The organism is Glaesserella parasuis, from assembly GCF_002015085.1.
In the GTDB taxonomy this organism is placed as follows: Bacteria; Pseudomonadota; Gammaproteobacteria; order Enterobacterales; family Pasteurellaceae; genus Glaesserella; species Glaesserella parasuis.
Genome location: NZ_MUXW01000017.1, coordinates 52,799 through 76,797 on the forward strand (window position 1 = coordinate 52,799; position 23,999 = coordinate 76,797).

The window sequence follows — 23,999 nt, forward strand, 5'->3', positions numbered from 1 at the left end:
TGGGAATAAATTGTTATTGTAATAATGTTTCAATATGTGAAAGAAAATAAAGCCTAAATTTTTAGGCTTTTTCTTCGTCTTGCAGTTGGTTAATTTGGGTTAAGATTTTTTGCTTTTCGTGTTCTAATTTGCCTAATTTTCGGTAAAGTGATGATAGTCTAGGGCTATCAAAATTTTCTGTTATTACTTTGGCTAGTAGGTCGTGTGTTTGAGATTTTGCGGTAAAGCCGTCTAACCGCTTTAATGCTTGGGCGTAGCGGTGGATTGTGTTTTTCCCTATGTTGTAGCCCTTTTCTTTTAACCAGTCGCTGATTGCTTCGTTATGGCTGTAAAAATTGGCTCTAATTTCTTCTTGTAATTCGTTTAAAACGTCGTGGGGTAGTTTGGTTAGTTTTGTCATCTGATTTCTCCTATAAAAACGCCCGAAAAGCATCGGGCGATATAGGAGCAATTTTAAAGAAAGGGCTATTTTTCGCTTTTAGCGTGGTTTAATAATTATTTAGCCTAAAATTTCAGCATCTAAGATAGCTTGCATTCTCTCATCTATTTCATTATCTTCTTTTTTAAAAATACCGCGTTCCCAATCTAACAAATTATTACCGTCTGCAAATTCGTTTAAATTGAAATAGCTTTGAATTTCATTAATTTCTACATAAAGTTGCCCTATAATACCGCTCATAAATTGGCGGTGATCAATGTTTGTTTCATTGCTATGTTTTTCTAATTCATCAAAAGCTGGTCTAAGTTGTGCGATTATTTGAGCTTGAATACCATAAGCAATTAAGCTGGCTTTTTCTCTTAAGATTGCTCCTAATTCATCTGGCGTAGCTGTTTTAATTAACTGCTTGCTTTTTTGTAGGTCTAAATCTAGCTGATTTATGCGTTTATCCTTATTCTCATTCACTCGGCTTAATGCTTCGTAATTTTGCTGGCTTTCTTCTAGTTTTTGTGTGGTTTCTTTTAGGGTTTCGGCTTGTTCTTCAATAGTATCACTTAATTTTTCAACCATTTTTTCAGCTTCCGCTAATTTTTCTACTAATCGGCTTTTATCTTCATCTTCTGAAAAATCTATTTTTCTAATATCAATGATCGTTTCATCAGGTAAAGTGCGTAAACGTCGCATTTCTCGGCTTGTTAAACCTAATTTTACGCTTGCTTGATATAATTCTTCTCCTAAAACGCTAAGATTTAATAATTCATTATCAACGGTGCTAATACTTAAATTTATGCTGTCGCAATATTCTTTAAATGTATTTATTCTTTTGATTTCTCCTGTATTATCATCAACAATAGGTAAGTTTCGATAACCTTTACTTTCTTTAATTTGTTTAAGCTGTTGTAACCGTTGGAATGTTAAAAATTTTTCTTGAAAAATAACTTGTTTTACCTGCCCTCTAAGCTCAATTGCTAGGATTTGTTCCTTTTTCAAAGCATTTTCAACTCGATGAAAAGCATCTATTTCTTCTTTTGTGATCATTGTCATTTTTTACTCCTATTGGTAGAAAATCCGCACTTCAAAATTAAAGTGCGGTCTGTTTTCGGTTAGTTTATTGTTTACAATTTTCAAGTAAGCCGTCAAGCTCTTCTAGCTGTTTTCCTGCCGTGCTGGTTATTGCTCTAAGTAAACGGCTTACGCCGTCGCAGTCAATTTGTTCTACACTATGGCAAGACAGCGAAAGTAAATGATCTAAGGTTTCAAGGGCTAAAATTTGATCTCTTAAATCACAAACAAGATTTTGACAGTCTAAAATTTTGCTGGTGTTGCTCATTTTATCCCCCTTAGTTTACTGCTAAAGCTCTGATTTTATCGGCTTCATCACTAACGTCTTTTAGGCGTTTTAAGACGTCAAATAAAGGCGCAGTACAACAAGAAAATAAATCGGCTAATGTTTCATAACTTAAAGATCGGTTATTATTCATTTCAAGTAACATCAGCTCAAAAGCAGTGCAAGCCCCTTTCATTCGTTCAAGTGCAACAAAATCATCTTCACTAATTAAAAAATGATGGTCATATTGAAAATAGGTATTTAAAAAAGCGTTGGTTTCAACAATAAAACGCTGTTGATTTATGGCTGGTTGTAGCTCGCTTAATACTGTTTTGTTCATTTTGCGTAATTCGCCTAAAGCTTCTAAGCAACGTTTAATAATCGGTGTCCAGCAGTCTGTTGTTTTATCTATAAAGCTAATGGCGGTTTCAATGGAAAGCCAAAAATCAAGCGTTTCATTCAGTGCTTTATTTTGAATAATTAAATAATCCTGCTCAGCCTGAAAGCCTAAATTGTTTAAATGTTGTTGGCTTTCTTTGGTGGTTGGATGCCAATTAAAAGCAACGTGCGCAAGCTCTTTTAATGAAATAAAATATTGTTGGCGGTTATTGATAAGTTTTGTTTGAAGAGAAAAGGGGAATTGTTGAACGTTCATAATGAACTCCTTTGTAAATTTTCGAAATTTTGCCCTATAAAATAGGGTGCCAAGGGGTTCGAAAGCCCTACAAAGACGGCTGGAGTTATTCCCCTTTCGGGTGTTGTATTCCTCGCCCCCTCGGCATTGAGTTTAAATAAATTGTCCTTTTCGCCCTAAAATCGCAAATTTTAGGTACAAAAAAACCGCTTGATCTATCGGGGCGGTTATCCGCTTTGTAGTAAGGTTTCGACACCTTGAAAACAATCATACACCTTTTAAGGCAAATTGCAAGTTTTTTTTCATAACGCTATGAAAAAACAAGAAAGGAAATAAACTAACCTATTGATTTAATGAAGATTTAATTATTTAAGAAATTCATAACGTTATGAAAAAAGACCGCAAGCGGTCAATTTTCCCTTTCATTTTACCAACCTTTCAAAAAAAGCCCCGTTTTAGCCGTTTTATGGCGTAAGCCTAACAAGTATAGTCCTTTTGTTGTTTGGAGTGTTTATAAACACGCATAAACGCCTTTTTTCGCCTGTTTGGGGGATTGTTTGAGCGTGGGGCGGTTCGTTGCTAGTGGTTGTGGGGTTGAATTTCTTTAATCTAGTTTAAAAGGCGTTTTTTATAAAGTGATTTAAAGTATCTGCACAGTTTGAGAGTGGGGGGACGTTATGCAAAATAATGCAGAATTTACGTGGGAGAATTTTATTTATGGGATAGGTAATGCAGTGCAAGAAGTGGCGGAACAATTTGGAATAGAAAATACTCAAGCGTTATACGCTGCTTTAATGGAGAAAATATCATTCCATTGTGGGGGGAGTTCGATCTATATCCCTAAAGGGGTTTCGGATAAAGCTCAGGCAAATGCAAGAAATCGTTTAATCGTCAAAGAGTTTAATGGCTTTAATCACGCCTATTTAGCTAAAAAATACGGCGTTTCTTTACAGTGGATTTATCGTATTTTAAAAAATCAAAACAAGGAACAAAAATGCAATTAATTGAAATTTTTAAAGCAGGCAAGCGTAAAGATGCTAGTGGAACTGAAGTAAACATTACAACAGAAGACTTGCAGAACGTTGTTCAAGCCTATGATGTAAACACGTTTGAAGCACCGGCTGTTATTGGTCATCCTGAACATAATGCGCCGGCTTATGCGTGGGTGAAATCCTTGCATTTAGAAAATGATGTCTTAATGGCAGAGTTTCAACAAGTCGATCCTGAATTTGCTGAAATGGTTCAAAAAGGGCGATTTAAAAAAATTTCGGCGTCTTTCTATTTACCTGACAGCGAAAACAACCCTAAAAAAGGAACTTTATATTTAAGGCACGTTGGATTTTTAGGGGCTATGGCTCCAGCAGTAAAAGGCTTAAAAAGTCCAAGTTTTGCGGATAATGAGCAAGGCATAATTGATTTTACTGTATCTGAGGATTTTTCAGAGCTTGAAAAATTAAAAGCTGAAAATGAACGCTTAAAAAGCCAATTAGCCAGTAAAGAAAAAGCGGATATTTTAGCTTTTGCAGATGGGTTAATTCGTCAAGGTAAATTAGCCCCTATTGCAAAATCTCAAGCGGTTGAATTATTGAATTTTGCAGAACGTTACGATAAAGGCGATGTAATTGAGTTTGGCGAAAATGAAAGCCTATTGCAAAAAATGCAAGCCTTTTTCAATGCACAACCGCAAATTATTCATTTCGGTGAATTTGCTACAAAAGAGCGTGCCTACGAAAAACAAGCCGTTGATGTTGTTAAATATCCGCAAAATACACCGCCTGAAATGATTGAGTTAGATCAAGAAATTAGAGCTTATGCAAAAGCAAATAGTTTGAGCTATGCAGAAGCATTTGATGTTATCCATAACCGAAAAGGAGAATAAAATGAGCCTAGCAAATAAACGTATTCAAGACCCTATTTTAACTGAAATTGCTCAAGGTTATCACAACAATGAATTAGTTGCTGAAACTTTAATGCCAGTTGTTGAAATTGAAAAAGAAGCGGGCAAAATCCCACAGTTTGGGCGTTTAGCCTTTCGCACGCGTTCAACCGTTCGAGAATTACACGGCGATTCTAACCGCTTAACCCCTGAAGATGTAACAAGTTTAAGCGTGGAATTAAAAGAACACGATATTGAATACCCTATTGATTATCGTGAAGATAATGATGCCAGCTATCCCTTGAAAAAATACGCCCTTTCTGTTGTTCAAGATGTCATTGCGTTAGGGCGTGAAGTGGCTGTTGCTGAAATTGCACAAAATGCAGATAATTATTCAGCTGAAAATGTTGTTACACTGACTGAAACGCAACGTTTCACAAATGCAAAATCTGACCCTTTAAAATTTATCAATGACGGTTTAGAAGCTGTTTCTACTACTATTGGGCGTTTGCCTAATGTCTGTGTAATTGCTTCAGATGTTTGGAAAATTTTAAAAGAAAATGCAAATCTTTTAGAGCGTATCAAATACACGCGCACGGGCATTTTAACCCCCGAAATTTTTGCTGAACTGATTGGCGTTGAAACGGTAAAAATCGGCGCAGCTTCGCAAGAGAAAGACGGTAATCTAGAAAAAATTTGGTCAAATAGCATTGTTTTGGCTTATGTTGCAAACGGTAAAGATAAAGGCAAAAAAGGCAATGTTTTTGAGCCGTCTTACGGTTACACTGTAAGACGTAAAGACGGCTTATTTGTTGATACTTACCAAGAGAAAGGCGGTAAAGTGGAAATCATTCGTTGTACGGATATCAACGCCCCTTTCCTTGTCGGAAAATCAGCAGGTTACTTAATTAAAGGTTGTATTAAGTAAATAGGTTTTACCTTTCAATCAGATTGTTTGCTTGCACCATCAAAAATGGTTTTCTGATTGATTGAAAAAACGTCACTAAAGACGCTAAAAAGACTAAAAGGGCTTTAACTACTCCTTCAGTTAAAGCCCTTTTTCTTTAAAAAGTGAAATTTTATTTCAGTATATGAAAAAAGATGTGATGATAATTATCTCGCTTTTTTGTGAAAGTTATGTCGCTAGGCTTTATTTATTTGTAAGAAATGGGATTTTCTTAGAATTTGTATGAGATACCAGCGAAGTAAACGATAGGATCAAGTTTGATTTTTACTTCGTGTGATAAACCTAAAGCATCAAAATTTGCTTTTGTTTTAATACGGGTGTACCACATTGCTGTGTTTAATGATACTTTCTCGGTGAGTTTAATATCAATACCAGCATTAGCAACAGGACCAAATGAGTGTTTTTTCACTTGTAAATTGGTAATTGCAGGATTAAGAGCTTTAGCACCGAAGAAAAGGGTATAATTTAACCTCAACTGGAGTTGTTGTTTTTGAGCTAGAGTTTGCATTAACAAAAACGCCCCCTGCACGAACAATAAAGCTACCTGCTTCGTGTGCTACTGCTGAGCCTGCTAATAATGCACTTCCTAAAAATACGGCTAACGCTGTTTTTTTCATTTTTAATCCCTCATTTTGTTATAGTTGAACATCAAAAGTAATTGTTTTGTTATTTAATGGTAAACATTGTAAGAATAAGTAAGCAAATGTTTTTTGATAAATATCAAAAAATAGCGGTTTATCAGGAAACTTTTCTTAATATACCCATTAGCGTTCTGTCAAAATTTGATCCAAAACAAATATCTGTATCTATTTACAGTTAAACTGGTTTTATATATAATGTTTTTATATACAGTAATTAGGTGAGAAAAATGTTATGCAAGCAACCATTGATATTCGTTTAGCCAACTTACAAAAAATGGATCAAGGTAAATTCAACAGACTTTTAGACATTGTGGCAGAGCAAGTCGAAAAAGCATTTCCAAATACGATTGTTCGAGTTCGACCTTCGGTATCTAATAGTGATCTTGCTGTTTTTGGGCTAGGCAAAGAGGGAAAACAAAAAGTGGCTACCTTTTTGGAGCAACTTTTTGAGGAAGGATCCGCCTTTGATGAACTGCAAGATGAGTATTATTGATTGTCTTGTTTTTGCCAAAACTGACCGCTTGGTAAGACACAAACGCTAACAGGTTGTGAATGGTAATAAAAATCGATCTGATAGGCGTGTAAATAAACTCTATCGGCTTTTTCACCACCATAAAGCTCGTCGCCAAGAATGGGGCTACCCAGACTTTTCATTGCCACACGCAGTTGGTGAGTTTTTCCCGTTTTCGGCTGGAGGATAAATTGGCGTAAATGAGGGGCAATCGATATAGAGTGAAAATGGGTAATCGCAGGATTTTCTGTGGAGTGGCATAATTTCCAGCTTCCATTTCGGCTTTTTGCCATATCACCGATAATTTTGCCTTGTTTCTTTTTCGGTTTTGTTGTTGCTAATGCCCAATAGGTTTTTTGGATTTTGTGTTGAGCAAAAAGCTCGCCAAAATAACTTGCACTTGTTGGGTTTAGGGCAAGGATCAGCAAGCCTGAAGTGACTTTATCAAGACGATGAACCAGCCACACTTGTTCTACACCAAGCTGTTTGGCAAGTTGTTGCGTTAATCCTTCCGCTTGATCGTCCTTATGAACGCTAATCCCTGCAGGTTTATCAATAATAATAAAGTCTTGATGTTGATAGCAGACGGTAAAGTTCATCATTTTTTGTTATACTCTTTCCATTAAAAAAGATACTTTAACCTTTATTGGAAAGAAAGCAAATGGCATTACACATTTATTTAGTGCGTCACGGTCGAACAGAGTGGAACATTGAAGGGCGTTTACAAGGGACTGGCGACTCGCCTTTGGTTGAAGAAGGCATTTTAGGAGCAAAGAAAACAGGAACCGCATTGGCGGATATTCCCTTTACGGCTTGTTATTCTAGCTTGATGAAACGCGCCCAAGATACAGCTGACTATATTATTGGAGAAAGAGATATTCCCCATTTTCATCATCGAGGTTTAAATGAATTTAGTTTTGGTTTATGGGAAGGGCAGAAAGTTGCCGATCTGGCGGAACACCCCGAATATATCCTATTAAAAACCGCCCCACATCTTTATCAAGCGATTGAAAGTCAAGGGGAAACCTTTGAACAGCTCTATCAAAGGGTTACTCAGGCATTAGAACAGATCATTGCTCGACATCAAGAGGGGGAAAATGTCCTGATTGTGTCGCACGGAATGACATTAACACTGCTTACAGCCGTATTAAAAGGGATCCACTGGCATCATTTCCGTGATCCAGAACAGCACACTTTTGTACAGAACACCGCCCTGAGTATCATAAAAGTTGAAGGGGAAAAGCGAGAATTAATCGAATTTAATAAGACAGAACATTTATAAATCTCTTCCTAAATAACTTACTAAAATTGGTGTAATAGACAAATTGGCACAGTAGACAAATTTATTGCTAAAAACGGGCTTAAAGCCTTATCATTCAAGGTTTAAACAATAAGGCGAGATATTCTCTCGCCTTATCTTATCTTTTTCCAAAAATTAGAAATTCGCATTACGCGGTGCGCGTGGGAATGGAATCACTTCACGAATATTTTGTAAACCAGTTACATATACGATTAAACGCTCAAAGCCTAAACCAAAGCCTGAGTGTGGCACTGTACCATAACGGCGTAAATCACGATACCACCAATAATCTTCGGGGTTTAAGCCCATTTCAACCATACGTTTATCTAACACCTCTAAACGCTCTTCACGTTGTGAACCACCAATGATTTCACCGATTCCTGGCGCTAATACGTCCATTGCGGCAACGGTTTTACCATCATCATTTAAACGCATATAGAACGCTTTAATATCTTTCGGATAGTTTTTCACGACTACTGGAGATTTAAAGTATTCTTCTGCAAGGAAACGTTCGTGTTCAGAAGAGAGATCGATACCCCAAGAAACCGGGAATTCAAAATCTTTACCTGATTTAAGTAAAACTTCAATCGCATCGGTATAGTCAATTTGAGCGAAGTCTGAATTAATAAAGTTCTCTAAACGGCTGATTACCGTGTTATCAACGTGTTTCTCAAAGAATTTTAAGTCATCTTTACGTTCTTCAAGTACTGCACGGAACACATACTTCAACATATCTTCAGCCAGTTTTGCATTATCCGCTAAGGTTGCAAACGCAAATTCAGGCTCAACCATCCAGAACTCTGCTAAGTGACGAGTTGTGTTTGAGTTTTCTGCACGGAATGTTGGACCGAACGTATAAACTTTGCTTAATGCACAAGCATAGGTTTCGCCATTTAATTGACCAGATACGGTTAAGAAAGACTCTTTTCCAAAGAAATCTTGGCTGAAATCAACTTTGCCATCTTCACCACGCGGTAAATTTTCTAAATCTAAGGTCGAAACACGGAACATTTCTCCTGCACCTTCTGTATCTGAAGCGGTGATTAACGGTGTTGCAACCCAATAGAAACCTTGCTCGTGGAAGAAGCGGTGAATGGCTTGTGCTAAACAGTGACGCACACGTGCTACCGCCCCGATTAAGTTAGTACGAGGACGTAAGTGAGCAACTTCACGTAAGTATTCAATAGAGTGGTGTTTTGCTGCCATCGGATAAGTATCAGGATCTTCAACCCAACCCACGACTTCAACAGATTTTGCTTGTAATTCAACCGCTTGTCCTTCAGCTGGTGATTCTACAATCACACCAGTCACAATCACAGAACAGCCTGCAGTTAAACGTAATACTTCATCTTGATAATTACTTAAATCGTTATTGATAATGGCTTGGATAGGATCGAAACAAGAACCGTCATACACGGCTAAAAATGATAAACCAGCTTTTGAGTCGCGACGAGTGCGTACCCAACCACGTACAGCAACTTCTTCCCCTACGGCAACTTTGCCAGAAAGAATCTCTGAAATTGTTGGAAATTTAGACATGTTTATACCTTTTAAAATTTTGCTCAAGATTTTGTGGAAAAATCGTTAGATTTATCGCAGACAGTCGATTATAGAGAAATTTTCCTTGTAAGACTAGTAAAACAAGCGGTTAAATCCCCTTTAAAGAATACGATATTATGTGGCAGCTAAAAACTAGTGTTGTGTAGGGTGGGGATAACCCCAGTCCCTACGAAAAGTTATAATTTATGTAAGTGCTACATAATGTTAGGTTTTAGAAACTAAGATCTAAGCCTAAGATAAAATTTCTGCCTATTTGTGGTACATAGGGGTGATAAGAGTTGTGAATGTAAACGGCTTGATTTAACAAGTTATTTCCCGTCAAACTAACGGTATATTCCACACCTTTTATTTGTCTGCGGTAATTTAAACTCGCATTGAGTAATTGATAGCCTTTTGTTGAACTTTCTAATTTGGAGACTTTATTTTGTGTAAAGACTTTCATCCATTCAACTGAACCTGAGAGGTAGTCTGTCAATTGTGCGTTAAATCTTGCCCCTAAACGTATAGGCGGTAGACGTGGCGAAACACGATCTGCCTGTTTAATCATCTCTTTGCCTAAGTAAGGACGATAGTATTGCTCTTCTGGTTCATCATATTCAGGATCGTAATCAGGATTAAGAATTGGCTCTCCATAGACATCATTTAATCCTTTTATGTCGGGTAGCTGTTTTAATTTTCCTTTTACCATATCGCCAAATACACTGAATTGATAATCAGGCGTAAAACGGTAGTTAATAATGCCTTCAAGTCCATAAAATGTGGCTTTAGCTTGATTATAACGGCGCATAAAGAGGTTATTAGAGCGATATAATGTTTCATTGTAGATATAATTATCAAAATTATTGTAATAGGTTGATAATTTGTAATCTAATTTTTCTGTATGGTAGCCCAAACCTAATTCAAAATTATTGGAAATCTCTTTTTTTAGATCTTTGTTTCCATATTCAAACGAGTTTGTTGCCAAATGTTGTCCGTGGTAATAAAGCTCCATCGGAGTTGGTAAACGTTCATTATGGGAAGCTGTAAACGAGAGCTGATAGTCTGGGTGGAAAAACCAATTAAATGCCCCAGTATAGGAGATGGCTTTTTCATCATAATCAGATAAATCAGGATCAACCTGTTTACCATAAGTCCTCTCATTGAATTTTTGTTGTTTTTGAATCTTAGCTAAATCATAGTCAATATGAATATTCTGCTTTTCAGTTCGCAATCCTAATTCAATCGCAAAGTTATCCCAAGCGTATTGTTCCAAAGCAAATAAGCTAATTTGCTTGTTGCGATTATCCACTAAAGGCCATTGAACTTCACGGTTGTTTGGTGTATTAGCGCTGCTTTGCAGGGTTTGATACTGTACGCCAAACATTCCAGTTAAGCCACCAATTGGCGTATGAAAAAACTCCAAGCGGGCATTTTTGCCTTGATTTTTGAAAATATTGACGGGTTTACCAAAATCTTTGCTCTTATCTACTCGGTTTGGGTTGATTGTATCGCCTGATTTTCCTGCGTCTTTTTCATCGTGATAGTAATCTGTTTGAGCATAACTTAGCTGAATTTTATCCAACATCGGCAAAGGTTGTTTAATCTCTCCCTTTATATCAATTCGTTTAGAGTGTAAATCTACCCAAGGTCCAATATGGGTATGATCGTGGTCGTGTCCATAAGGGTGATCGTGGCTATGGCTTGGATCGAGATCGTAGTCTGTACCACAATGAAAGTGAGGATTTTCTGTGACCATTTCATCACTCATTAAATGGGGATAAAGATTGGTATAAGAATGCTTTCCTTGCAATCTCATATCGTAAATATGGGCAATACAAGTATCAAATTTATGATTATGCCCAGGTAATCCATATCTGTCTTTACGCTGATTATAAGACGCTCCGAGATAACCTTTTTCACCAATAAAAGATAAACCAATAGTTCCTACTTTTGATTGATGATAAGTATCTGGCACATAATTTAATGTTTCACCTAGTTTAATTTGTGGCACTTTATAATTTTGCGATTGACGATCTAACCCTTCAAGTCGTAAAGCTAAATGTTTCCCAATTCCAATGGTTGTACCTAGTGCATACACTTTCTCTTTGCTTGCCGTATCAAATCGACTGGAAAGTGTCACTTCATAACCTTTTTTAGGCATTTTATTTGGAATACGTTGATCAACGATATTCACAATTCCAGCGGGAGAGCTACTTGCATAAAGCAATGTTGAAGCACCGCGTAAAATTTCTACTTGATTAGCAAGTAGAGTATCTGCAGTGATAGCGTGATCGGGAGAAATATTTGACATATCAACAACATCAGCATTATTTTGCAAAATCTTAACTCGAACACCTTCTTGCCCTCGAATAATTGGGGCGCTTGCTCCACCTCCAAATGGGGTGCTATGTACGCCTAATTCACTAGATAGAGCATTCCCTAATGTTGCAGAACGATTTTTGAATTTCTCTCCATCAATAATAGCATCACTTACTTTTAGAAAACTTATCGAATTTCCCTCAGGAACTTTTCCCATTACAGAAATTTCATCAAGTTCAAGCTGCTCTGCATTAATACCTAAGCAGCATAGTAATAAGCTAAATGCTAAGCTAAATGCTGTTGTTCTGTTGTTGATCATTACCTCTCCTTTTAAAGCCATAAAAAAATAATGGGATAATGTAACAAAAAGACAAAAACGGATCAATAACCTCAAATTAATAATGGGTATATAACTTAAAAAATGAAAAAATAATTGTTCAGTACCACGATTTTGAATGAAAAAGTGATACACTTTGCTTTGAATTATTCTATTTGGGGTGCTCTATGTCGGAAATGCCTTCACGCGAATTTGCTGCGATTGATTTAGGCTCAAACAGTTTTCATATGATTGTTGCAAGGATTGTTAATGGCTCAATCCAAATCCTTTCTCGTATTAAACGTCGTGTACGTTTAGCAGAAGGATTGGACGAGCATCGCCACTTAAATCAAGAAGCTATAGACAGAGGCATTGCTTGTTTAGCACTCTTTGCTGAACGTTTAAAAGGGTTCTCACCTGAAAATGTGAAAGTCGTAGGAACTTACACATTACGCAGGGCATTAAACAATCAAGATTTTTTAACACAAGCACAACAAGTATTCCCATTTCCGATTAAAATTATCTCAGGGCAAGAAGAAGCACGCTTAATCTATTCAGGGGTAAGTCATACACAACCAGAAAAAGAGCGTAAATTTGTGGTTGATATTGGTGGTGGTTCGACAGAAATGACGATAGGGGATGGCTTCACTCCATTACGAGCAGAAAGTCGCCATATGGGCTGTGTGAGTTTTGCAAAACGTTTTTTCCCTGCTGGTGAACTAACTCAAGCACGTTTTGAACAGGCATATCAAACAGCGATGGAAAAAATCGATGATTTGGCGTGGGAATATCGTGAGTTAGGTTGGCAACACGTTCTAGGCTCTTCAGGAACAATTAAAACTGTGAGCAAGGTGTTGATTGCAAATGGCTATCGAGATGGATTAATTACAGAAGCACGTTTACAAACCTTGATTGATCGTTGTTTAGCATTTCATTCACTCAAAGAAATTCAGCTCAAAGGATTATTGGAAGAGCGTGCCGATGTCTTAGTGCCAGGGCTTGCCATTTTACTGGCGTTATTTCACACCTTCCATATTCAATCAATGCGATATTCCGATGGGGCATTGCGTGAAGGAATCTTATATGGTGTTGAGAGCGGATTCCAAGTTGGAGATATTCGACAACGGACAGCAAAAGCCCTCGCAGAACAATTTAATATCGATCAACATCAAGCAGAACGCATAAAAGACACCGCATTACGTTTGTTTGATCAAGTGACCGCTTGGAAAAATAAACGTCAAATACAGGAATTACGAGAAATCTTACAATGGGCAAGTTTATTGCACGAAGTCGGTATTTCAATTAACCACAACGGTGCTCATCGCCATTCTGCGTATATTATTGCAAACCTAGATCTACCAGGTTTTGATTCTGAACAACAAACTTTGTTAGCCACATTAATGCGTTATCACCTCAAAGGATTTAAACGACACGATCTCAAAATTGCAAGTCGCTTTCAGCACCCTGATATTTTAACCCTATTACGCATATTCCGCTTGGCAGTGTTACTAAATCGTTCACGTCAAGCAACGAATATTCCAATGGAACTTAATTTATCTATCCAAAATTCATCGTGGCATTTATCCTTTGATAAAGTATTCTTGGCGCAGAATCCTTTGATATTGGCGGACTTGCTTGATGAGGCTAGGTATTTACAAGCAGTTAATTTGACGATTGATTTTAGCTAAAAGCACCTTATTAAATTTATTATTATGCTATTAAAGTAAAAATTGAGTAAAAATAAAATTTTCTTATTTATTTCATAAAAAAAACTAAATACCATTGCCATTTGCTCTCTTTTTCGGTATATCTACACCCAGTTAATTTTTATCGAAAAGAGGACATTTTATGAGCCAAATTTATGAATCCATGCGTAGTAATATTCATATGTTGGGAGATTTTTTGGGCGAAACGATTCGCGATGCCCAAGGGAATGAAATTTTAGATTTAATTGAAAATATTCGTATATTGTCTCGTGCATCACGCTCAGGTGATGAAAAATCACGTGAGCAACTTCTTGATATTCTTGCCAATATTTCAAACGAAGATGTTATCCCTGTTGCTCGTGCCTTTAGCCAATTTTTAAACTTAACGAACATTGCAGAGCAATATCACACGATTTCTCGTCACAATAAAGATGCAACGTTAGGTGAACGCTCTATGGGTGCTTTATTTACTCGCTTAAAAGCGCAAAATGTGCCTGCTGAAAAAGTAATTGCGACCGTTGAAAAACTGTTGATTGATTTAGTGCTAACCGCTCACCCAACAGAAGTTACTCGCCGTTCTTTAGTGCATAAACACGTTGAAATTAATCGCTGTTTAAGCCGCTTGGAACACGATGATTTAACCGATGCAGAAACCACAAAACTTAAACGTCGTTTGATGCAATTAATTGCGTTAGCTTGGCATACCAATGAAATCCGTACTCAACGCCCGACCCCTGTTGATGAAGCAAAATGGGGTATGGCGGTAATTGAAAATAGCCTTTGGAAAGCGGTACCTGAATTTTGTCGTCAATTAAATTTCCATTTAGAGAAAAACTTTGGTGTTCAGTACCCTGTTGGGCTTGCACCTGTGCGTTTTTCTTCTTGGATGGGTGGTGATCGTGATGGTAACCTGTTTGTTACCGCAGAAACGACACGCAAAGTGTTGCGTATGAACCGTTATAAAGCAGCCGAGCTTTTCCTTGAAGATATTAAATCATTAGCCGACGAGCTTTCTGTTATTCACGCAACAGATGCCTTCCGTGCAAAATATGGCGATCATTTAGAGCCATATCGTGTGGTGGTGAAAGATCTGCGTGCCAAACTTATCAAAACCTTAGCTTATTATGATGAACTCTTGCAAGATAAACCGCTTACCATTAGCCGTGATGAAATCTTAACCGATGACGAGCAACTTTGGGAACCGCTCTACGACTGTTATCAATCACTACATCAATGCGGAATGCGTATTATCGCTAACGGTGGCTTATTAGATTGCTTACGCCGTATTCGTTGTTTTGGTTTAGGTTTATCTCGTTTAGATATTCGTCAAGAAAGTACTCGTCACGAAATGGCGATTGCGGAAATTACACGTTATATCGGTTTAGGGGATTATTCACAATGGACGGAAGATGATAAACAAGCTTTCCTTGTGCGTGAATTAAGCTCTCGCCGACCGCTTGTCCCAACCAACTGGACACCAAGCCCTGAAACGAAAGAGATTTTAGATACCTGTAAAGTGGTTGCAGAACAGCCTGAAGGCGTGATCTCTGCCTATGTGATTTCTATGGCGCGTGAAGCCTCTGATGTACTAGCGGTTCATTTACTCTTAAAAGAAGCAGGTTGCAAAACAACCATTCCTGTTTCACCGCTATTTGAAACATTAGACGACCTCGATCATTGCGAGAAAGTAATGACCGATCTATTCAATATCGGCTGGTATCGTGGTGTGATCAACAACAAACAGATGGTAATGATCGGCTATTCTGACTCTGCAAAAGATGCTGGTATGTTAGCTGCATCTTGGGCACAATATCGTGCACAAGAAGCGTTGGTGAATTTATCTGAGAAATACAATGTAGAATTAACTTTATTCCACGGTCGTGGCGGTACTATTGGCCGTGGTGGTGCGCCAGCTCACGCGGCGTTACTTTCACAACCGCCTCGCTCACTCAAAAATGGCTTGCGTGTCACAGAACAAGGGGAAATGATCCGCTTTAAACTGGGTTTACCTGCCGTTGCTGTATCAAGCCTAGACTTATACGCTAGTGCGATTTTAGAGGCCAACCTTTGCCCGCCGCCAGAACCTAAACAAGAATGGCGAGATGTAATGGATAAAGGCTCGGAAATTTCTTGTGACATTTATCGTGGTATTGTGCGTGGCGAACCTGATTTTGTGCCGTATTTCCGTGCAGCAACGCCTGAACAAGAGCTTTCAAAATTACCACTAGGCTCACGCCCTGCAAAACGTAATCCAAATGGTGGCGTAGAAAGTTTGCGTGCAATTCCGTGGATCTTTGCGTGGATGCAAAACCGCTTGATGTTGCCTGCGTGGTTGGGAGCTGGTCAAGCGTTACAACAGTTGATCGAACAAGGTAATGAAGCACTATTAAAAGAAATGTGTACCGAATGGCCGTTCTTCTCAACCCGTATCGGAATGTTAGAGATGGTCTTTAGTAAAGCGGATTTATGGCTTGCAGAACATTACGATCAGCGCCTTGTACCACAATATTTACACCGTTTAGGAAATACCTTACGCAATCAGCTTGCAGCGGACATCAACAGCGTTCTCTCTCTTGCTCACGAAGGGCAATTAATGGCGGATTTACCTTGGGTAGCAGAATCTATTGCTCTGCGTAACGTTTACACCGATCCACTTAACTTACTTCAAGTTGAGCTGCTTCACCGCTTACGTGCTGAAGGCGAAAATCCAAATCCAGCCTTAGAGCAAGCGTTGATGATTACTATCACAGGTATTGCGGCAGGTATGCGTAATACGGGGTAGGGGAGTATATTCTGGATTACAACCTCTTAATGAATTCTAAGAGGTTGTTTTTTTAGATATTATAAAAACTATTTAATTATTAGGATTTCATTATGGAAAAATTAACACTAAATCCTATCGCTCGTGTTGAGGGCGAAATTAATTTACCGGGTTCAAAAAGCCTTTCAAACCGTGCGTTGTTGTTAGCAGCCTTGGCACAGGGGACAACGCAAGTAACGAATTTATTGGATAGCGATGATATTCGCCATATGCTCAATGCCTTGAAAGCTTTGGGGGTGAATTATCAGCTTTCTGATAATAAAACCGTTTGTACCGTTGAGGGCGTGGGCGGTGCGTTTCAGTGGCAAAATGGTTTGTCGCTGTTTTTAGGTAATGCCGGCACCGCAATGCGTCCTTTAACAGCGGCACTTTGTTTGAAAGGTGAGCAAGAGGCTGAGGTGATTTTAACGGGCGAGCCGCGTATGAAAGAGCGTCCGATTAAACATTTGGTTGATGCGTTATTGCAAGCGGGGGCTTCCGTGCAATATCTTGAAAATGAAGGCTATCCGCCGATTGCTATTCGTAATTTGGGTATTCAAGGCGGCAAAATTCAGATTGATGGTTCGATTTCTTCGCAATTTTTGACCGCACTTTTGATGTCCGCACCCCTTGCCTCCGGAGATATGGAAATTGAGATTGTCGGTGAGTTGGTCTCCAAGCCTTATATTGATATTACCCTTGCGATGATGAAGGATTTTAGCGTGACAGTGTCGCATAATAATTACCAAACTTTCTTTGTTAAAGGTAATCAGCATTATGTTTCTCCGCAAAAATATTTGGTTGAGGGCGATGCGTCCTCTGCCTCTTATTTCTTAGCCGCAGGGGCAATTAAGGGGAAAGTGAAAGTGACGGGGATTGGTAAAAATTCCATTCAAGGCGACCGCTTGTTTGCGGATGTGCTTGAGAAAATGGGCGCGAAAATCACTTGGGGCGAAGATTTTATCCAAGCAGAGCAGGGGGAGCTTAAAGGCATTGATATGGATATGAACCATATTCCTGATGCGGCAATGACGATTGCAACTACCGCTCTTTTTGCTGAGGGTGAAACCGTTATTCGTAATATTTATAACTGGCGTGTGAAGGAAACAGATCGCTTGACAGCAATGGCAACAGAGTTGCGTAAAGTTGGGGCGGAAGTGGAAGAAGGGGAAGATTTTATTCGTATTCAACCGCTTGCGTTAGATAAGTTCCAACACGCTGAGATCGAAACCTATAACGATCACCGTATGGCGATGTGTTTCTCTTTGGTGGCATTGTCAAATACGCCACTGACGATTTTAGATCCGAAATGTACCGCAAAAACTTTCCCGACGTATTTTGATGAATTTGGGAAGATGTCTTGTAATTTTAGTAGGGAAGAAAAATAATCTTATTGGGATTGAGGCTATTTTAAACAAGCATTAAGAGGATTCAAAAGACGGGTACTGTCTACCTGTTAAGGTTTTAATTACTATTTTTTGTCTATTATGCCAAAGTCTTTATTAAGGGTAACAAATTAGGGGCTAAAGTAGCCCCTAAGAAATTATTCAGTAATTGGCACAATGCGTACAGCTGAAGCTCCCTTATCTCCATGAGTGAACTCAAAATGAACTTTTTGTCCCATTTTTAAAGAGCGGTAGCCTTCTCCTTCAATAACTGAAAAGTGAGCAAAAATATCACCTTCATATGAGTCCGAAGTGATAAATCCGAATCCTTTGGCGTTGTTAAACCATTTTACAATACCAACTTCCATAATAATGTTTCTCCCTTAGTTAGATTATGATGTAAATTTTAGTCAGATATGTAAAATGTGCAATAGGAAAAGTTAAATTTTACGACATAGATCACAAATTTTTATTCAAAATCGAATTGTGAAAATCTTCCTATGCTTAATATTTTAGTGCATATTTAGAATATGATATACTTATTGTCTCTATAATGAGCTAAAAGGAATAATAATGGATACATTAAGGGTGGGCGATACTGTACCATCATTCTCTCTATTAGATCAAAATTTTAATTGGGTAACTCTAGAGCAATTTCCAAACAAAAAATTTCTAATTTATTTTTATCCTAAAGCATTAACACCAGGTTGTACATCACAAGCATGTGGTTTACGTGATAGCAAGGAAGAACTTGATTCTTTAAATGTGATGGTTCTGGGCATTAGTCCTGATTCGCCAGAAAAGCTAGCAAAATTTCTTGAGAAGAATAGTTTGAACTTTATTCTATTGTCGGATGTGGATCATAAGGTAGCAGAAGCATTTGGCGTGTGGGGAAAGAAAAAATTTTTAGGAAAAAGTTATGATGGGGTTCACCGAATTAGTTTTTTAGTGGATGAGTATGGCAAAATTATGTCTGTATTTAATAAATTTAAAACAAAAGAACATCACCAGTTGGTAATTAACTTTTTAAAAGGCAATAGTGATGGCGAATAAAGCTATTTTTCTGGATCGAGATGGTACAATTAATATTGATCATGGCTATGTACATGATATTGATGATTTCAGGTTTATTAAAGGCGTTGGCCATGCATTAAAGCAATTACAAGATAAAGGATATATGCTAGTGATAGTGACTAATCAATCTGGAATTGCTAGAGGCTATTTTAGTGAAGCACAATTTCATCAATTGACAGAATGGATGGATTGGTCATTAGATGAAGACTATGGTGTGGTATTGGATGGTATTTATTATTGTCCTCATCATCCTGAAGGAATTGGTAATTATAAAAAGGCTTGTGATTGTCGTAAGCCAAAAGCTGGTTTATTGCTACAAGCTATTTCTGATCTGGATATTGACCCTTCAAAATCTATCATGGTAGGAGATAAATTAGAGGACATATTAGCTGCGGAGAACGCTGGGGTGAAAGTGAAAATATTGGTTCGGACAGGTAAACCAATTACACCTGAAGGTGAATTAAACGCTGATTATGTTATTGATAGTGTTGCTGATTTACCTAAATTCATAGATGGCCATGTAGATGAAATGATGTAGTGAACACATTTAAATGTTGATTAATCTTAAAAGGAGAATGGGTAGTTTTATTTAATCAAAGAATATTGAGGTATAATAGCATTTGATACATCATATTGTATTTTTAAATAGTATATAGATAAAAGGTTTGTTTATGAAAAAACATCACATTGAAACTATGATATCTTCTCAAGAAGTTCAAAACCGCATTACTGAGTTAGCAGAACAGATTAATCAACATTACCAACATAAAAATAGCCAGAGTCTGGTTGTTGTTGGACTGTTGAGAGGATCTTTTATGTTTATGGCTGATTTGGTGCGTAAGTTAAATTTACCTGTCGAAGTCGATTTTTTAACGGCATCAAGTTATGGATTAAGTACAGAATCGAGCAGAGATGTGAAAATCTTGAAGGATTTGGATAGTGAAATTCAAGGCAAAGATGTATTAATTGTAGAAGATATTATTGATACTGGTTTTACCCTTAACAAAGTGCATGATATTTTAAATTTGCGCGAACCTTCCTCACTTGCGATTTGTACTTTATTAGATAAGCCTTCTCGTCGAGAAGTGGATGTACCAGTAGAATGGGTTGGCTTTGCTATCCCCGATGAGTTTGTGGTGGGATATGGTATTGATTATGCACAGCATTATCGTAATTTAGATTACATTGCGAAAGTGATTATTGATGAATAAGAAGTGAAACTTTCAATTAAATTAACCGCTTGTTGATATAAACTTCAAGCGGTTTTTAATTTCTAATTGGGCTTTAGTATCTAGGAGAGTTTATGGGGAAAAAAATATTATTTGTTTATTTGGCGATGTGTTTATCTGCTTGGGCTACACAGTCTCAGTCATCTCCAGAAATTGAGAAACTAAAATTACAATGGCAGAACGAGCAACAAAATATCTACCGTCAATTTGAAAAGCAAAGAGTAAATTTTTTGCTGCTTGAGACTTTATTACGAGAGATGGAACGAGAGGGAAAATTTTCTAATGCGATATTTGAGCGAGTGGTGCATTTAGAGGCAATGTTGCTTGATTACCCTCTGATTGAAGAGATGAAATGGGCTATATTAAATACTAAACTAAAATTGAACGCTATTTCGCAAGAAGAAATTCTGCACTTTATCAAGCAATATCCGCATATCGCAAAACGCAATAAGCTGGAACAGTTCCCGATAGAAATGTGGTACAAACAGCAAAAATGGTCAGAGCTTCTAGCCTATAGCGACAAAGTCGGTGAGCTAAGCGTTGCTAATCAATGTCGGGTGTGGGCGGTTCAATATCAAAGCCAAGCAGATAAATTACAGTTAAATCCAGAAGCGGCACAAGCAAATAATCTGGCTCAACCTTTATCGCCTGAGTTAGCTCAGCTTTTAGCAAAGTTTGATGATTTTTGGATCAATAACGGCTCATTGCCCTCTGACTGTGCGAACTTGGAAGCCTTCTGGCGAGATCAGGGGTTAAAAACCGAAGATAAAGTGAAGCAAAAAGCGGTCAAATTATGGATAACAAATGCAAAATCGGAGTTAAGCCAGTTAGCGTTAAATAACCAAGATGTCGAGTTAGGAAAATGGCTTGCCGATTTACAAAAACTCTTGTCTGAGCCGAATTATTTGCAACATTTTATTGCGAAACAACCGCTTAACGATCTCAATAAACAGCTTGTATTGCACGCTTTCCCCAAACTTCTCAAAACATTGCCTGAACAAATGCAAAATGTGGATTTTGCCCCATATCAAACTTGGGCAGAGCAGTGGCAACTTAGCGAAAATCAAGTACGTGAATGGAAAATCCAGTTTCTACAACGCTTTTTTGATAACACAACACCCCAGTTCCAGCAGTGGCGAGATGCACAGTTAGCCGAATTAAAAGAGGATAGTTTAACCGAACGCCGCTTACGAACGGCGATCTGGCAGAAAAGCGATTTAAATAGATGGTTAGTGCTATTAAGCCCAGAAACCAGAGCCAAAGCGGAATGGCGTTATTGGTTAGCCAAAAGCCAGCCGGCACAACAAGCGGCTATTTTCCAGCAACTTGCCACAGAGCGAGGATTTTATCCTATGTTGGCGGCTCAAGCCCTAGGACAGCCTTATCAGCTCGTATTGCCAGCGATTAACAAATTAACAGAACAACAAACCCTTAAATTTAAGCCTCAGCTTAACCGCATTGCAGAGTTAAGGGCGTTAAAACGGCTGAGTGCTGCCAAAATTGTTTGGGTAGATTTACTGCAAGCGGCGAGTTTTGACGAAAAAATTGCATTGAGTAACTTTGCTTTGCAACAAGATTGGTTTGATTTAGCCGTTGAAGGAACCATTCAGGCAAAAGCGTGGGATTATTTATCGCTACGTCTGCCAAATGCTTATTCGGATTGGTTTGAACTCAATTTACAGCATAAAAAAATCACTAAAACCTTTGCAATGGCAATCGCTCGCCAAGAGAGTGCGTGGAATGCTCAAGCACGTTCGCACGCAAATGCAATAGGGTTAATGCAGTTATTGCCAACCACAGCAAGCCAAACAGCCAAAGCAAATCAACTGAGCTATACAGGGGAAAAAGATTTACTCGACCCTTTTAAAAACATTATGTTGGGGACAGCCCATTTAGCAGAGTTAAATGAAACCTACCCAAATAACCGAATTTTAATTGCGGCGGCATATAACGCAGGGCCTCACCGAGTGAGCCGTTGGTTAGAACGTGCAAATGGCACTTTGGCGATGGACGAATTTATTGCCTCCATTCCTTTTGTAGAAACAAGGGGATATGTGCAAAATGTATTAGCTTACGACTATTATTATCAGTTTTTGTATAATGAAACATTAGTTTTATTTACGAGAGATGAAAGAGAAAGAAGATATTAATTCTTTAATGAATAAAAAGAATAATGAAAAGTTTTATTGGAATACTTTAACTAAAGTCTATTTTACATATGAGAAACAATAGCGTGATAATGTTACGAAAATCCTTTTTTTTACCCCTGTTTTTAACGGGCTGCGTGATGGTACCACCGCAATTTTCGATACCTGAACAGGTTAATTTTCAAGGTAAAACCTACCAAAAAGTGACCCAAAATCAGCTTGATGAAATGCAACAATCGCTTTTTTTACTCAAAGAAAGCTCAAAAGATCCGAATAACTGGCAACAAGGCATTTTGTTGTTTACTGATAAAAACAGCCAACAAAAAAGCCTTGCTGATAGGGTGGAGTTACGTCAGCAAACTTTCGCTAAACAGCCTGATACCAAAGCGAAAGTAGCGATTGTCGGTGACGAGCTACAAAGCCAAGTGCTTTATCCACCAACAGAACGTTTTAACGATTATCAGCTGGAAGTCACCCGTGGGCAAAATTCTCAGTGTGGTTACAGCCAAATGCAGTTCTCAGACAAGCGGTCTGTTTCTGCAAAAAATTTGCAAAATCCAACCGCTTATATGAAAGATCTTCAGCAAATGGCGTGGCAGTTTTCGCAATTAGCGTGGCAAATTGAGTGTAACTAATGGAAAAACAGTATAATCAATATGTAAAAAGAGCAGCGAACTTTGCTGTGATTGTCGCTGCTACTTTAATTATTGCAAAGGCGTTTGCGTGGTGGCAGACAGGATCGATGGCGATTTTGGCGGCAATGACGGACTCTCTTGTAGATTTGTTCGCATCTTTAACAAATATGCTCGTGTTACGTTTTGCTTTACAGCCAGCTGATGACGATCACACTTTCGGACACGGCAAAGCGGAATCCCTTGCCGCCCTTGCTCAAAGTGCCTTTATCACTGGTTCTGCAACATTCTTATTACTACAAGGTATTCAACGTTTAACCGAACCACAATTAGTACAAAGCAGTGAATTAGGCATTGCGATTAGCTTGTTCTCCATTGTTCTTACTGCTGCATTAGTTCTGTATCAGAAAAAAGTGGTGAAACTCACTCAAAGCCCAGCGATTGAGGCCGATTCGTTACATTATCAAACGGATCTCTATATGAACGCAGCAATTCTTGTGGCAATGATTTTAAATATCTACGGCGTGATTTATGCCGATGCCCTATTTGCCATTGGAATTGCTCTTTATATTCTGTTTAATGCAGCTAAAATGTGCTGGGAAGCGGTGCAATCCTTGTTGGATAAAGCCTTACCCCAAGAAGAAGTCGATCAAATTTGGGCGATTGCCTTGCAACACCCACGCATTATTGGCATACACGATGTCAAAACTCGTCGTGCAGGGGCAATTCGCTTTATTCAGCTACATTTAGAACTGGACGATCATCTGCCTTTGGTTGTCGCACACGATATTACCGACAGCCTAGAACAGAAAATCTTGGCAGTCTTTCCTCATTCGGAAGTGATTATCCACCAAGAGCCAACGACGATTGTAAAACAGGAAAATGGATTGAAAAGTGGCTAAATCATCAAGACGATTCTTTAACATCCTATCCACCGTCCGTTGCATTTGGGATTAGACGACAATGTTAAGTAGGCTATGTGATAATGATTAAATAGCAGCCTGTTCAAGAGACGATGCGGTGTAAAATATCCCATCTAAATCACCGCTTTCATCAGATTTCCCGCCTATTATTTCTAACTTTTTTAATAATTGACAATAAAAGTTGAAAAATGCTTGTTATTTTATTCTTTATTTTATGTAAATGTTGTTTTTTTT

The 23,999-nt window shown here is 38.1% G+C and carries 22 protein-coding genes and 1 pseudogene; 14 read left to right on the forward strand and 9 right to left on the reverse strand.

Going from position 1 to position 23,999, the window contains the following annotated elements; all coding sequences use genetic code 11:
- Window positions 1-61: 61 nt before the first annotated feature.
- The 4 genes from B0183_RS05810 to B0183_RS05825 form a co-directional block, all read right to left on the reverse strand.
- Window positions 62-400 (reverse strand): phage protein Gp27 family protein, encoded by a 339-nt coding sequence (locus B0183_RS05810; RefSeq protein WP_078208500.1) that lies wholly within the window; start codon window positions 398-400, stop codon window positions 62-64.
- A gap of 99 nt (window positions 401-499) precedes the next feature.
- Window positions 500-1,483 carry a hypothetical protein gene (locus B0183_RS05815; protein WP_078208501.1) on the reverse strand — a complete coding sequence of 328 codons (984 nt, stop codon included), beginning with the start codon at window positions 1,481-1,483 and terminating at the stop codon, window positions 500-502.
- A gap of 64 nt (window positions 1,484-1,547) precedes the next feature.
- Window positions 1,548-1,769 (reverse strand): hypothetical protein, encoded by a 222-nt coding sequence (locus tag B0183_RS05820; protein ID WP_021114010.1) that lies wholly within the window; start codon window positions 1,767-1,769, stop codon window positions 1,548-1,550.
- 10 nt (window positions 1,770-1,779) lie between these two features.
- Window positions 1,780-2,421 carry a hypothetical protein gene (locus tag B0183_RS05825; protein WP_078208502.1) on the reverse strand — a complete coding sequence of 214 codons (642 nt, stop codon included), beginning with the start codon at window positions 2,419-2,421 and terminating at the stop codon, window positions 1,780-1,782.
- 656 nt (window positions 2,422-3,077) lie between these two features.
- Between B0183_RS05825 and B0183_RS05830 the strand changes: the two genes are divergently transcribed.
- Genes B0183_RS05830 through B0183_RS05840 form a run of 3 tightly spaced genes read left to right on the forward strand, consistent with a single transcriptional unit; the run spans window position 3,078 to window position 5,204 of the window.
- The gene (locus B0183_RS05830) at window positions 3,078-3,404 is read left to right on the forward strand and encodes a Mor transcription activator family protein (protein ID WP_078208503.1); all 327 of its coding nucleotides are present in this window, start codon (window positions 3,078-3,080) and stop codon (window positions 3,402-3,404) included.
- Complete coding sequence (locus B0183_RS05835; protein ID WP_010786639.1) at window positions 3,395-4,279, forward strand: bacteriophage protein; 885 nt, start codon at window positions 3,395-3,397, stop codon at window positions 4,277-4,279. The genes B0183_RS05830 and B0183_RS05835 overlap by 10 nt, the downstream gene beginning before the upstream one ends.
- A gap of 1 nt (window position 4,280) precedes the next feature.
- Window positions 4,281-5,204, forward strand: a complete 924-nt coding sequence (locus B0183_RS05840) for a hypothetical protein (RefSeq protein WP_010786638.1) — start codon at window positions 4,281-4,283, stop codon at window positions 5,202-5,204.
- Window positions 5,205-5,454: 250 nt separating this feature from the next.
- Here the strand turns inward: B0183_RS05840 and B0183_RS05845 are convergent.
- Window positions 5,455-5,860, reverse strand: a pseudogene (locus B0183_RS05845) (OmpW/AlkL family protein).
- 256 nt (window positions 5,861-6,116) lie between these two features.
- Between B0183_RS05845 and B0183_RS05850 the strand changes: the two are divergent.
- Window positions 6,117-6,377, forward strand: a complete 261-nt coding sequence (locus B0183_RS05850; protein ID WP_010786799.1) for a DinI-like family protein — start codon at window positions 6,117-6,119, stop codon at window positions 6,375-6,377.
- Here B0183_RS05850 and B0183_RS05855 read toward each other — a convergent pair.
- Window positions 6,371-6,994, reverse strand: a complete 624-nt coding sequence (locus B0183_RS05855) for a TIGR01621 family pseudouridine synthase (RefSeq protein ID WP_078208508.1) — start codon at window positions 6,992-6,994, stop codon at window positions 6,371-6,373. The two genes, B0183_RS05850 and B0183_RS05855, sit on opposite strands and share 7 nt — an antisense overlap.
- 62 nt (window positions 6,995-7,056) lie before the next feature.
- Between B0183_RS05855 and B0183_RS05860 the strand changes: the two genes are divergently transcribed.
- A complete protein-coding gene (locus tag B0183_RS05860) occupies window positions 7,057-7,677 on the forward strand; it encodes a histidine phosphatase family protein (RefSeq protein ID WP_021116860.1) in 621 nt (206 codons plus the stop codon).
- A gap of 153 nt (window positions 7,678-7,830) precedes the next feature.
- Here B0183_RS05860 and asnS read toward each other — a convergent pair whose 3' ends face one another.
- Window positions 7,831-9,234 (reverse strand): asparagine--tRNA ligase, encoded by a 1,404-nt coding sequence (gene asnS / locus B0183_RS05865; RefSeq protein ID WP_078208504.1) that lies wholly within the window; start codon window positions 9,232-9,234, stop codon window positions 7,831-7,833.
- A 232-nt stretch (window positions 9,235-9,466) separates the two neighbouring features.
- The gene (locus B0183_RS05870; protein ID WP_234802037.1) at window positions 9,467-11,872 is read right to left on the reverse strand and encodes a TonB-dependent receptor; all 2,406 of its coding nucleotides are present in this window, start codon (window positions 11,870-11,872) and stop codon (window positions 9,467-9,469) included.
- A 185-nt stretch (window positions 11,873-12,057) separates the two neighbouring features.
- On the opposite strand from B0183_RS05870, the gene ppx reads away from it, so the two are divergent.
- The 3 genes from ppx (at window position 12,058) to aroA (ending at window position 17,763) form a co-directional block, all read left to right on the forward strand.
- Window positions 12,058-13,557, forward strand: a complete 1,500-nt coding sequence (ppx, locus tag B0183_RS05875) for an exopolyphosphatase (RefSeq protein ID WP_016527977.1) — start codon at window positions 12,058-12,060, stop codon at window positions 13,555-13,557.
- Window positions 13,558-13,717: 160 nt separating this feature from the next.
- Window positions 13,718-16,357 (forward strand): phosphoenolpyruvate carboxylase, encoded by a 2,640-nt coding sequence (gene ppc, locus B0183_RS05880; protein WP_078208505.1) that lies wholly within the window; start codon window positions 13,718-13,720, stop codon window positions 16,355-16,357.
- Between the two features lie 92 nt (window positions 16,358-16,449).
- Entirely contained in the window at window positions 16,450-17,763 is a 1,314-nt protein-coding gene (gene aroA, locus B0183_RS05885) for a 3-phosphoshikimate 1-carboxyvinyltransferase (RefSeq protein ID WP_021115932.1), read from the forward strand.
- Between the two features lie 155 nt (window positions 17,764-17,918).
- Here the strand turns inward: aroA and cspD are convergent, their stop codons facing one another.
- Entirely contained in the window at window positions 17,919-18,128 is a 210-nt protein-coding gene (gene cspD, locus B0183_RS05890) for a cold shock domain-containing protein CspD (RefSeq protein WP_005712476.1), read from the reverse strand.
- A gap of 205 nt (window positions 18,129-18,333) precedes the next feature.
- Here cspD and bcp point away from each other — a divergent pair, with 205 nt between their 5' ends.
- The 6 genes from bcp (at window position 18,334) to B0183_RS05920 (ending at window position 23,744) form a co-directional block, all read left to right on the forward strand.
- Window positions 18,334-18,813 carry a thioredoxin-dependent thiol peroxidase gene (gene bcp, locus B0183_RS05895; RefSeq protein WP_016527975.1) on the forward strand — a complete coding sequence of 160 codons (480 nt, stop codon included), beginning with the start codon at window positions 18,334-18,336 and terminating at the stop codon, window positions 18,811-18,813.
- Window positions 18,803-19,372, forward strand: a complete 570-nt coding sequence (gmhB, locus tag B0183_RS05900) for a D-glycero-beta-D-manno-heptose 1,7-bisphosphate 7-phosphatase (protein ID WP_021118101.1) — start codon at window positions 18,803-18,805, stop codon at window positions 19,370-19,372. The genes bcp and gmhB overlap by 11 nt, the downstream gene beginning before the upstream one ends.
- A gap of 133 nt (window positions 19,373-19,505) precedes the next feature.
- Window positions 19,506-20,045 (forward strand): hypoxanthine phosphoribosyltransferase, encoded by a 540-nt coding sequence (gene hpt / locus B0183_RS05905; protein ID WP_012621694.1) that lies wholly within the window; start codon window positions 19,506-19,508, stop codon window positions 20,043-20,045.
- A gap of 92 nt (window positions 20,046-20,137) precedes the next feature.
- The gene (locus tag B0183_RS05910; RefSeq protein ID WP_078208506.1) at window positions 20,138-22,213 is read left to right on the forward strand and encodes a transglycosylase SLT domain-containing protein; all 2,076 of its coding nucleotides are present in this window, start codon (window positions 20,138-20,140) and stop codon (window positions 22,211-22,213) included.
- Between the two features lie 137 nt (window positions 22,214-22,350).
- Window positions 22,351-22,845: a hypothetical protein gene (locus B0183_RS05915; RefSeq protein ID WP_016527972.1), complete on the forward strand. Its 495-nt coding sequence runs from the start codon at window positions 22,351-22,353 to the stop codon at window positions 22,843-22,845.
- Complete coding sequence (locus B0183_RS05920) at window positions 22,845-23,744, forward strand: cation diffusion facilitator family transporter (RefSeq protein ID WP_021115936.1); 900 nt, start codon at window positions 22,845-22,847, stop codon at window positions 23,742-23,744. The genes B0183_RS05915 and B0183_RS05920 overlap by 1 nt, the downstream gene beginning before the upstream one ends.
- Window positions 23,745-23,999 lie beyond the last annotated feature (255 nt).

Bases quoted from the DNA above. Each gene is read 5' to 3' on its own strand.
- B0183_RS05860 (WP_021116860.1), top strand. From the start codon at position 7,057: ATGGCATTACACATTTATTTAGTGCGTCACGGTCGAACAGAGTGGAAC.
- asnS (WP_078208504.1), bottom strand. From the start codon at position 9,234: ATGTCTAAATTTCCAACAATTTCAGAGATTCTTTCTGGCAAAGTTGCC.
- B0183_RS05815 (WP_078208501.1), bottom strand. From the start codon at position 1,483: ATGACAATGATCACAAAAGAAGAAATAGATGCTTTTCATCGAGTTGAA.
- B0183_RS05830 (WP_078208503.1), top strand. From the start codon at position 3,078: ATGCAAAATAATGCAGAATTTACGTGGGAGAATTTTATTTATGGGATA.
- ppc (WP_078208505.1), top strand. From the start codon at position 13,718: ATGAGCCAAATTTATGAATCCATGCGTAGTAATATTCATATGTTGGGA.
- B0183_RS05835 (WP_010786639.1), top strand. From the start codon at position 3,395: ATGCAATTAATTGAAATTTTTAAAGCAGGCAAGCGTAAAGATGCTAGT.
- cspD (WP_005712476.1), bottom strand. From the start codon at position 18,128: ATGGAAGTTGGTATTGTAAAATGGTTTAACAACGCCAAAGGATTCGGA.
- bcp (WP_016527975.1), top strand. From the start codon at position 18,334: ATGGATACATTAAGGGTGGGCGATACTGTACCATCATTCTCTCTATTA.
- B0183_RS05810 (WP_078208500.1), bottom strand. From the start codon at position 400: ATGACAAAACTAACCAAACTACCCCACGACGTTTTAAACGAATTACAA.
- B0183_RS05870 (WP_234802037.1), bottom strand. From the start codon at position 11,872: ATGATCAACAACAGAACAACAGCATTTAGCTTAGCATTTAGCTTATTA.
- B0183_RS05850 (WP_010786799.1), top strand. From the start codon at position 6,117: ATGCAAGCAACCATTGATATTCGTTTAGCCAACTTACAAAAAATGGAT.
- B0183_RS05915 (WP_016527972.1), top strand. From the start codon at position 22,351: ATGGTACCACCGCAATTTTCGATACCTGAACAGGTTAATTTTCAAGGT.
- ppx (WP_016527977.1), top strand. From the start codon at position 12,058: ATGTCGGAAATGCCTTCACGCGAATTTGCTGCGATTGATTTAGGCTCA.
- hpt (WP_012621694.1), top strand. From the start codon at position 19,506: ATGAAAAAACATCACATTGAAACTATGATATCTTCTCAAGAAGTTCAA.
- B0183_RS05855 (WP_078208508.1), bottom strand. From the start codon at position 6,994: ATGAACTTTACCGTCTGCTATCAACATCAAGACTTTATTATTATTGAT.
- gmhB (WP_021118101.1), top strand. From the start codon at position 18,803: ATGGCGAATAAAGCTATTTTTCTGGATCGAGATGGTACAATTAATATT.
- B0183_RS05825 (WP_078208502.1), bottom strand. From the start codon at position 2,421: ATGAACGTTCAACAATTCCCCTTTTCTCTTCAAACAAAACTTATCAAT.
- aroA (WP_021115932.1), top strand. From the start codon at position 16,450: ATGGAAAAATTAACACTAAATCCTATCGCTCGTGTTGAGGGCGAAATT.
- B0183_RS05820 (WP_021114010.1), bottom strand. From the start codon at position 1,769: ATGAGCAACACCAGCAAAATTTTAGACTGTCAAAATCTTGTTTGTGAT.
- B0183_RS05840 (WP_010786638.1), top strand. From the start codon at position 4,281: ATGAGCCTAGCAAATAAACGTATTCAAGACCCTATTTTAACTGAAATT.
- B0183_RS05910 (WP_078208506.1), top strand. From the start codon at position 20,138: ATGGGGAAAAAAATATTATTTGTTTATTTGGCGATGTGTTTATCTGCT.
- B0183_RS05920 (WP_021115936.1), top strand. From the start codon at position 22,845: ATGGAAAAACAGTATAATCAATATGTAAAAAGAGCAGCGAACTTTGCT.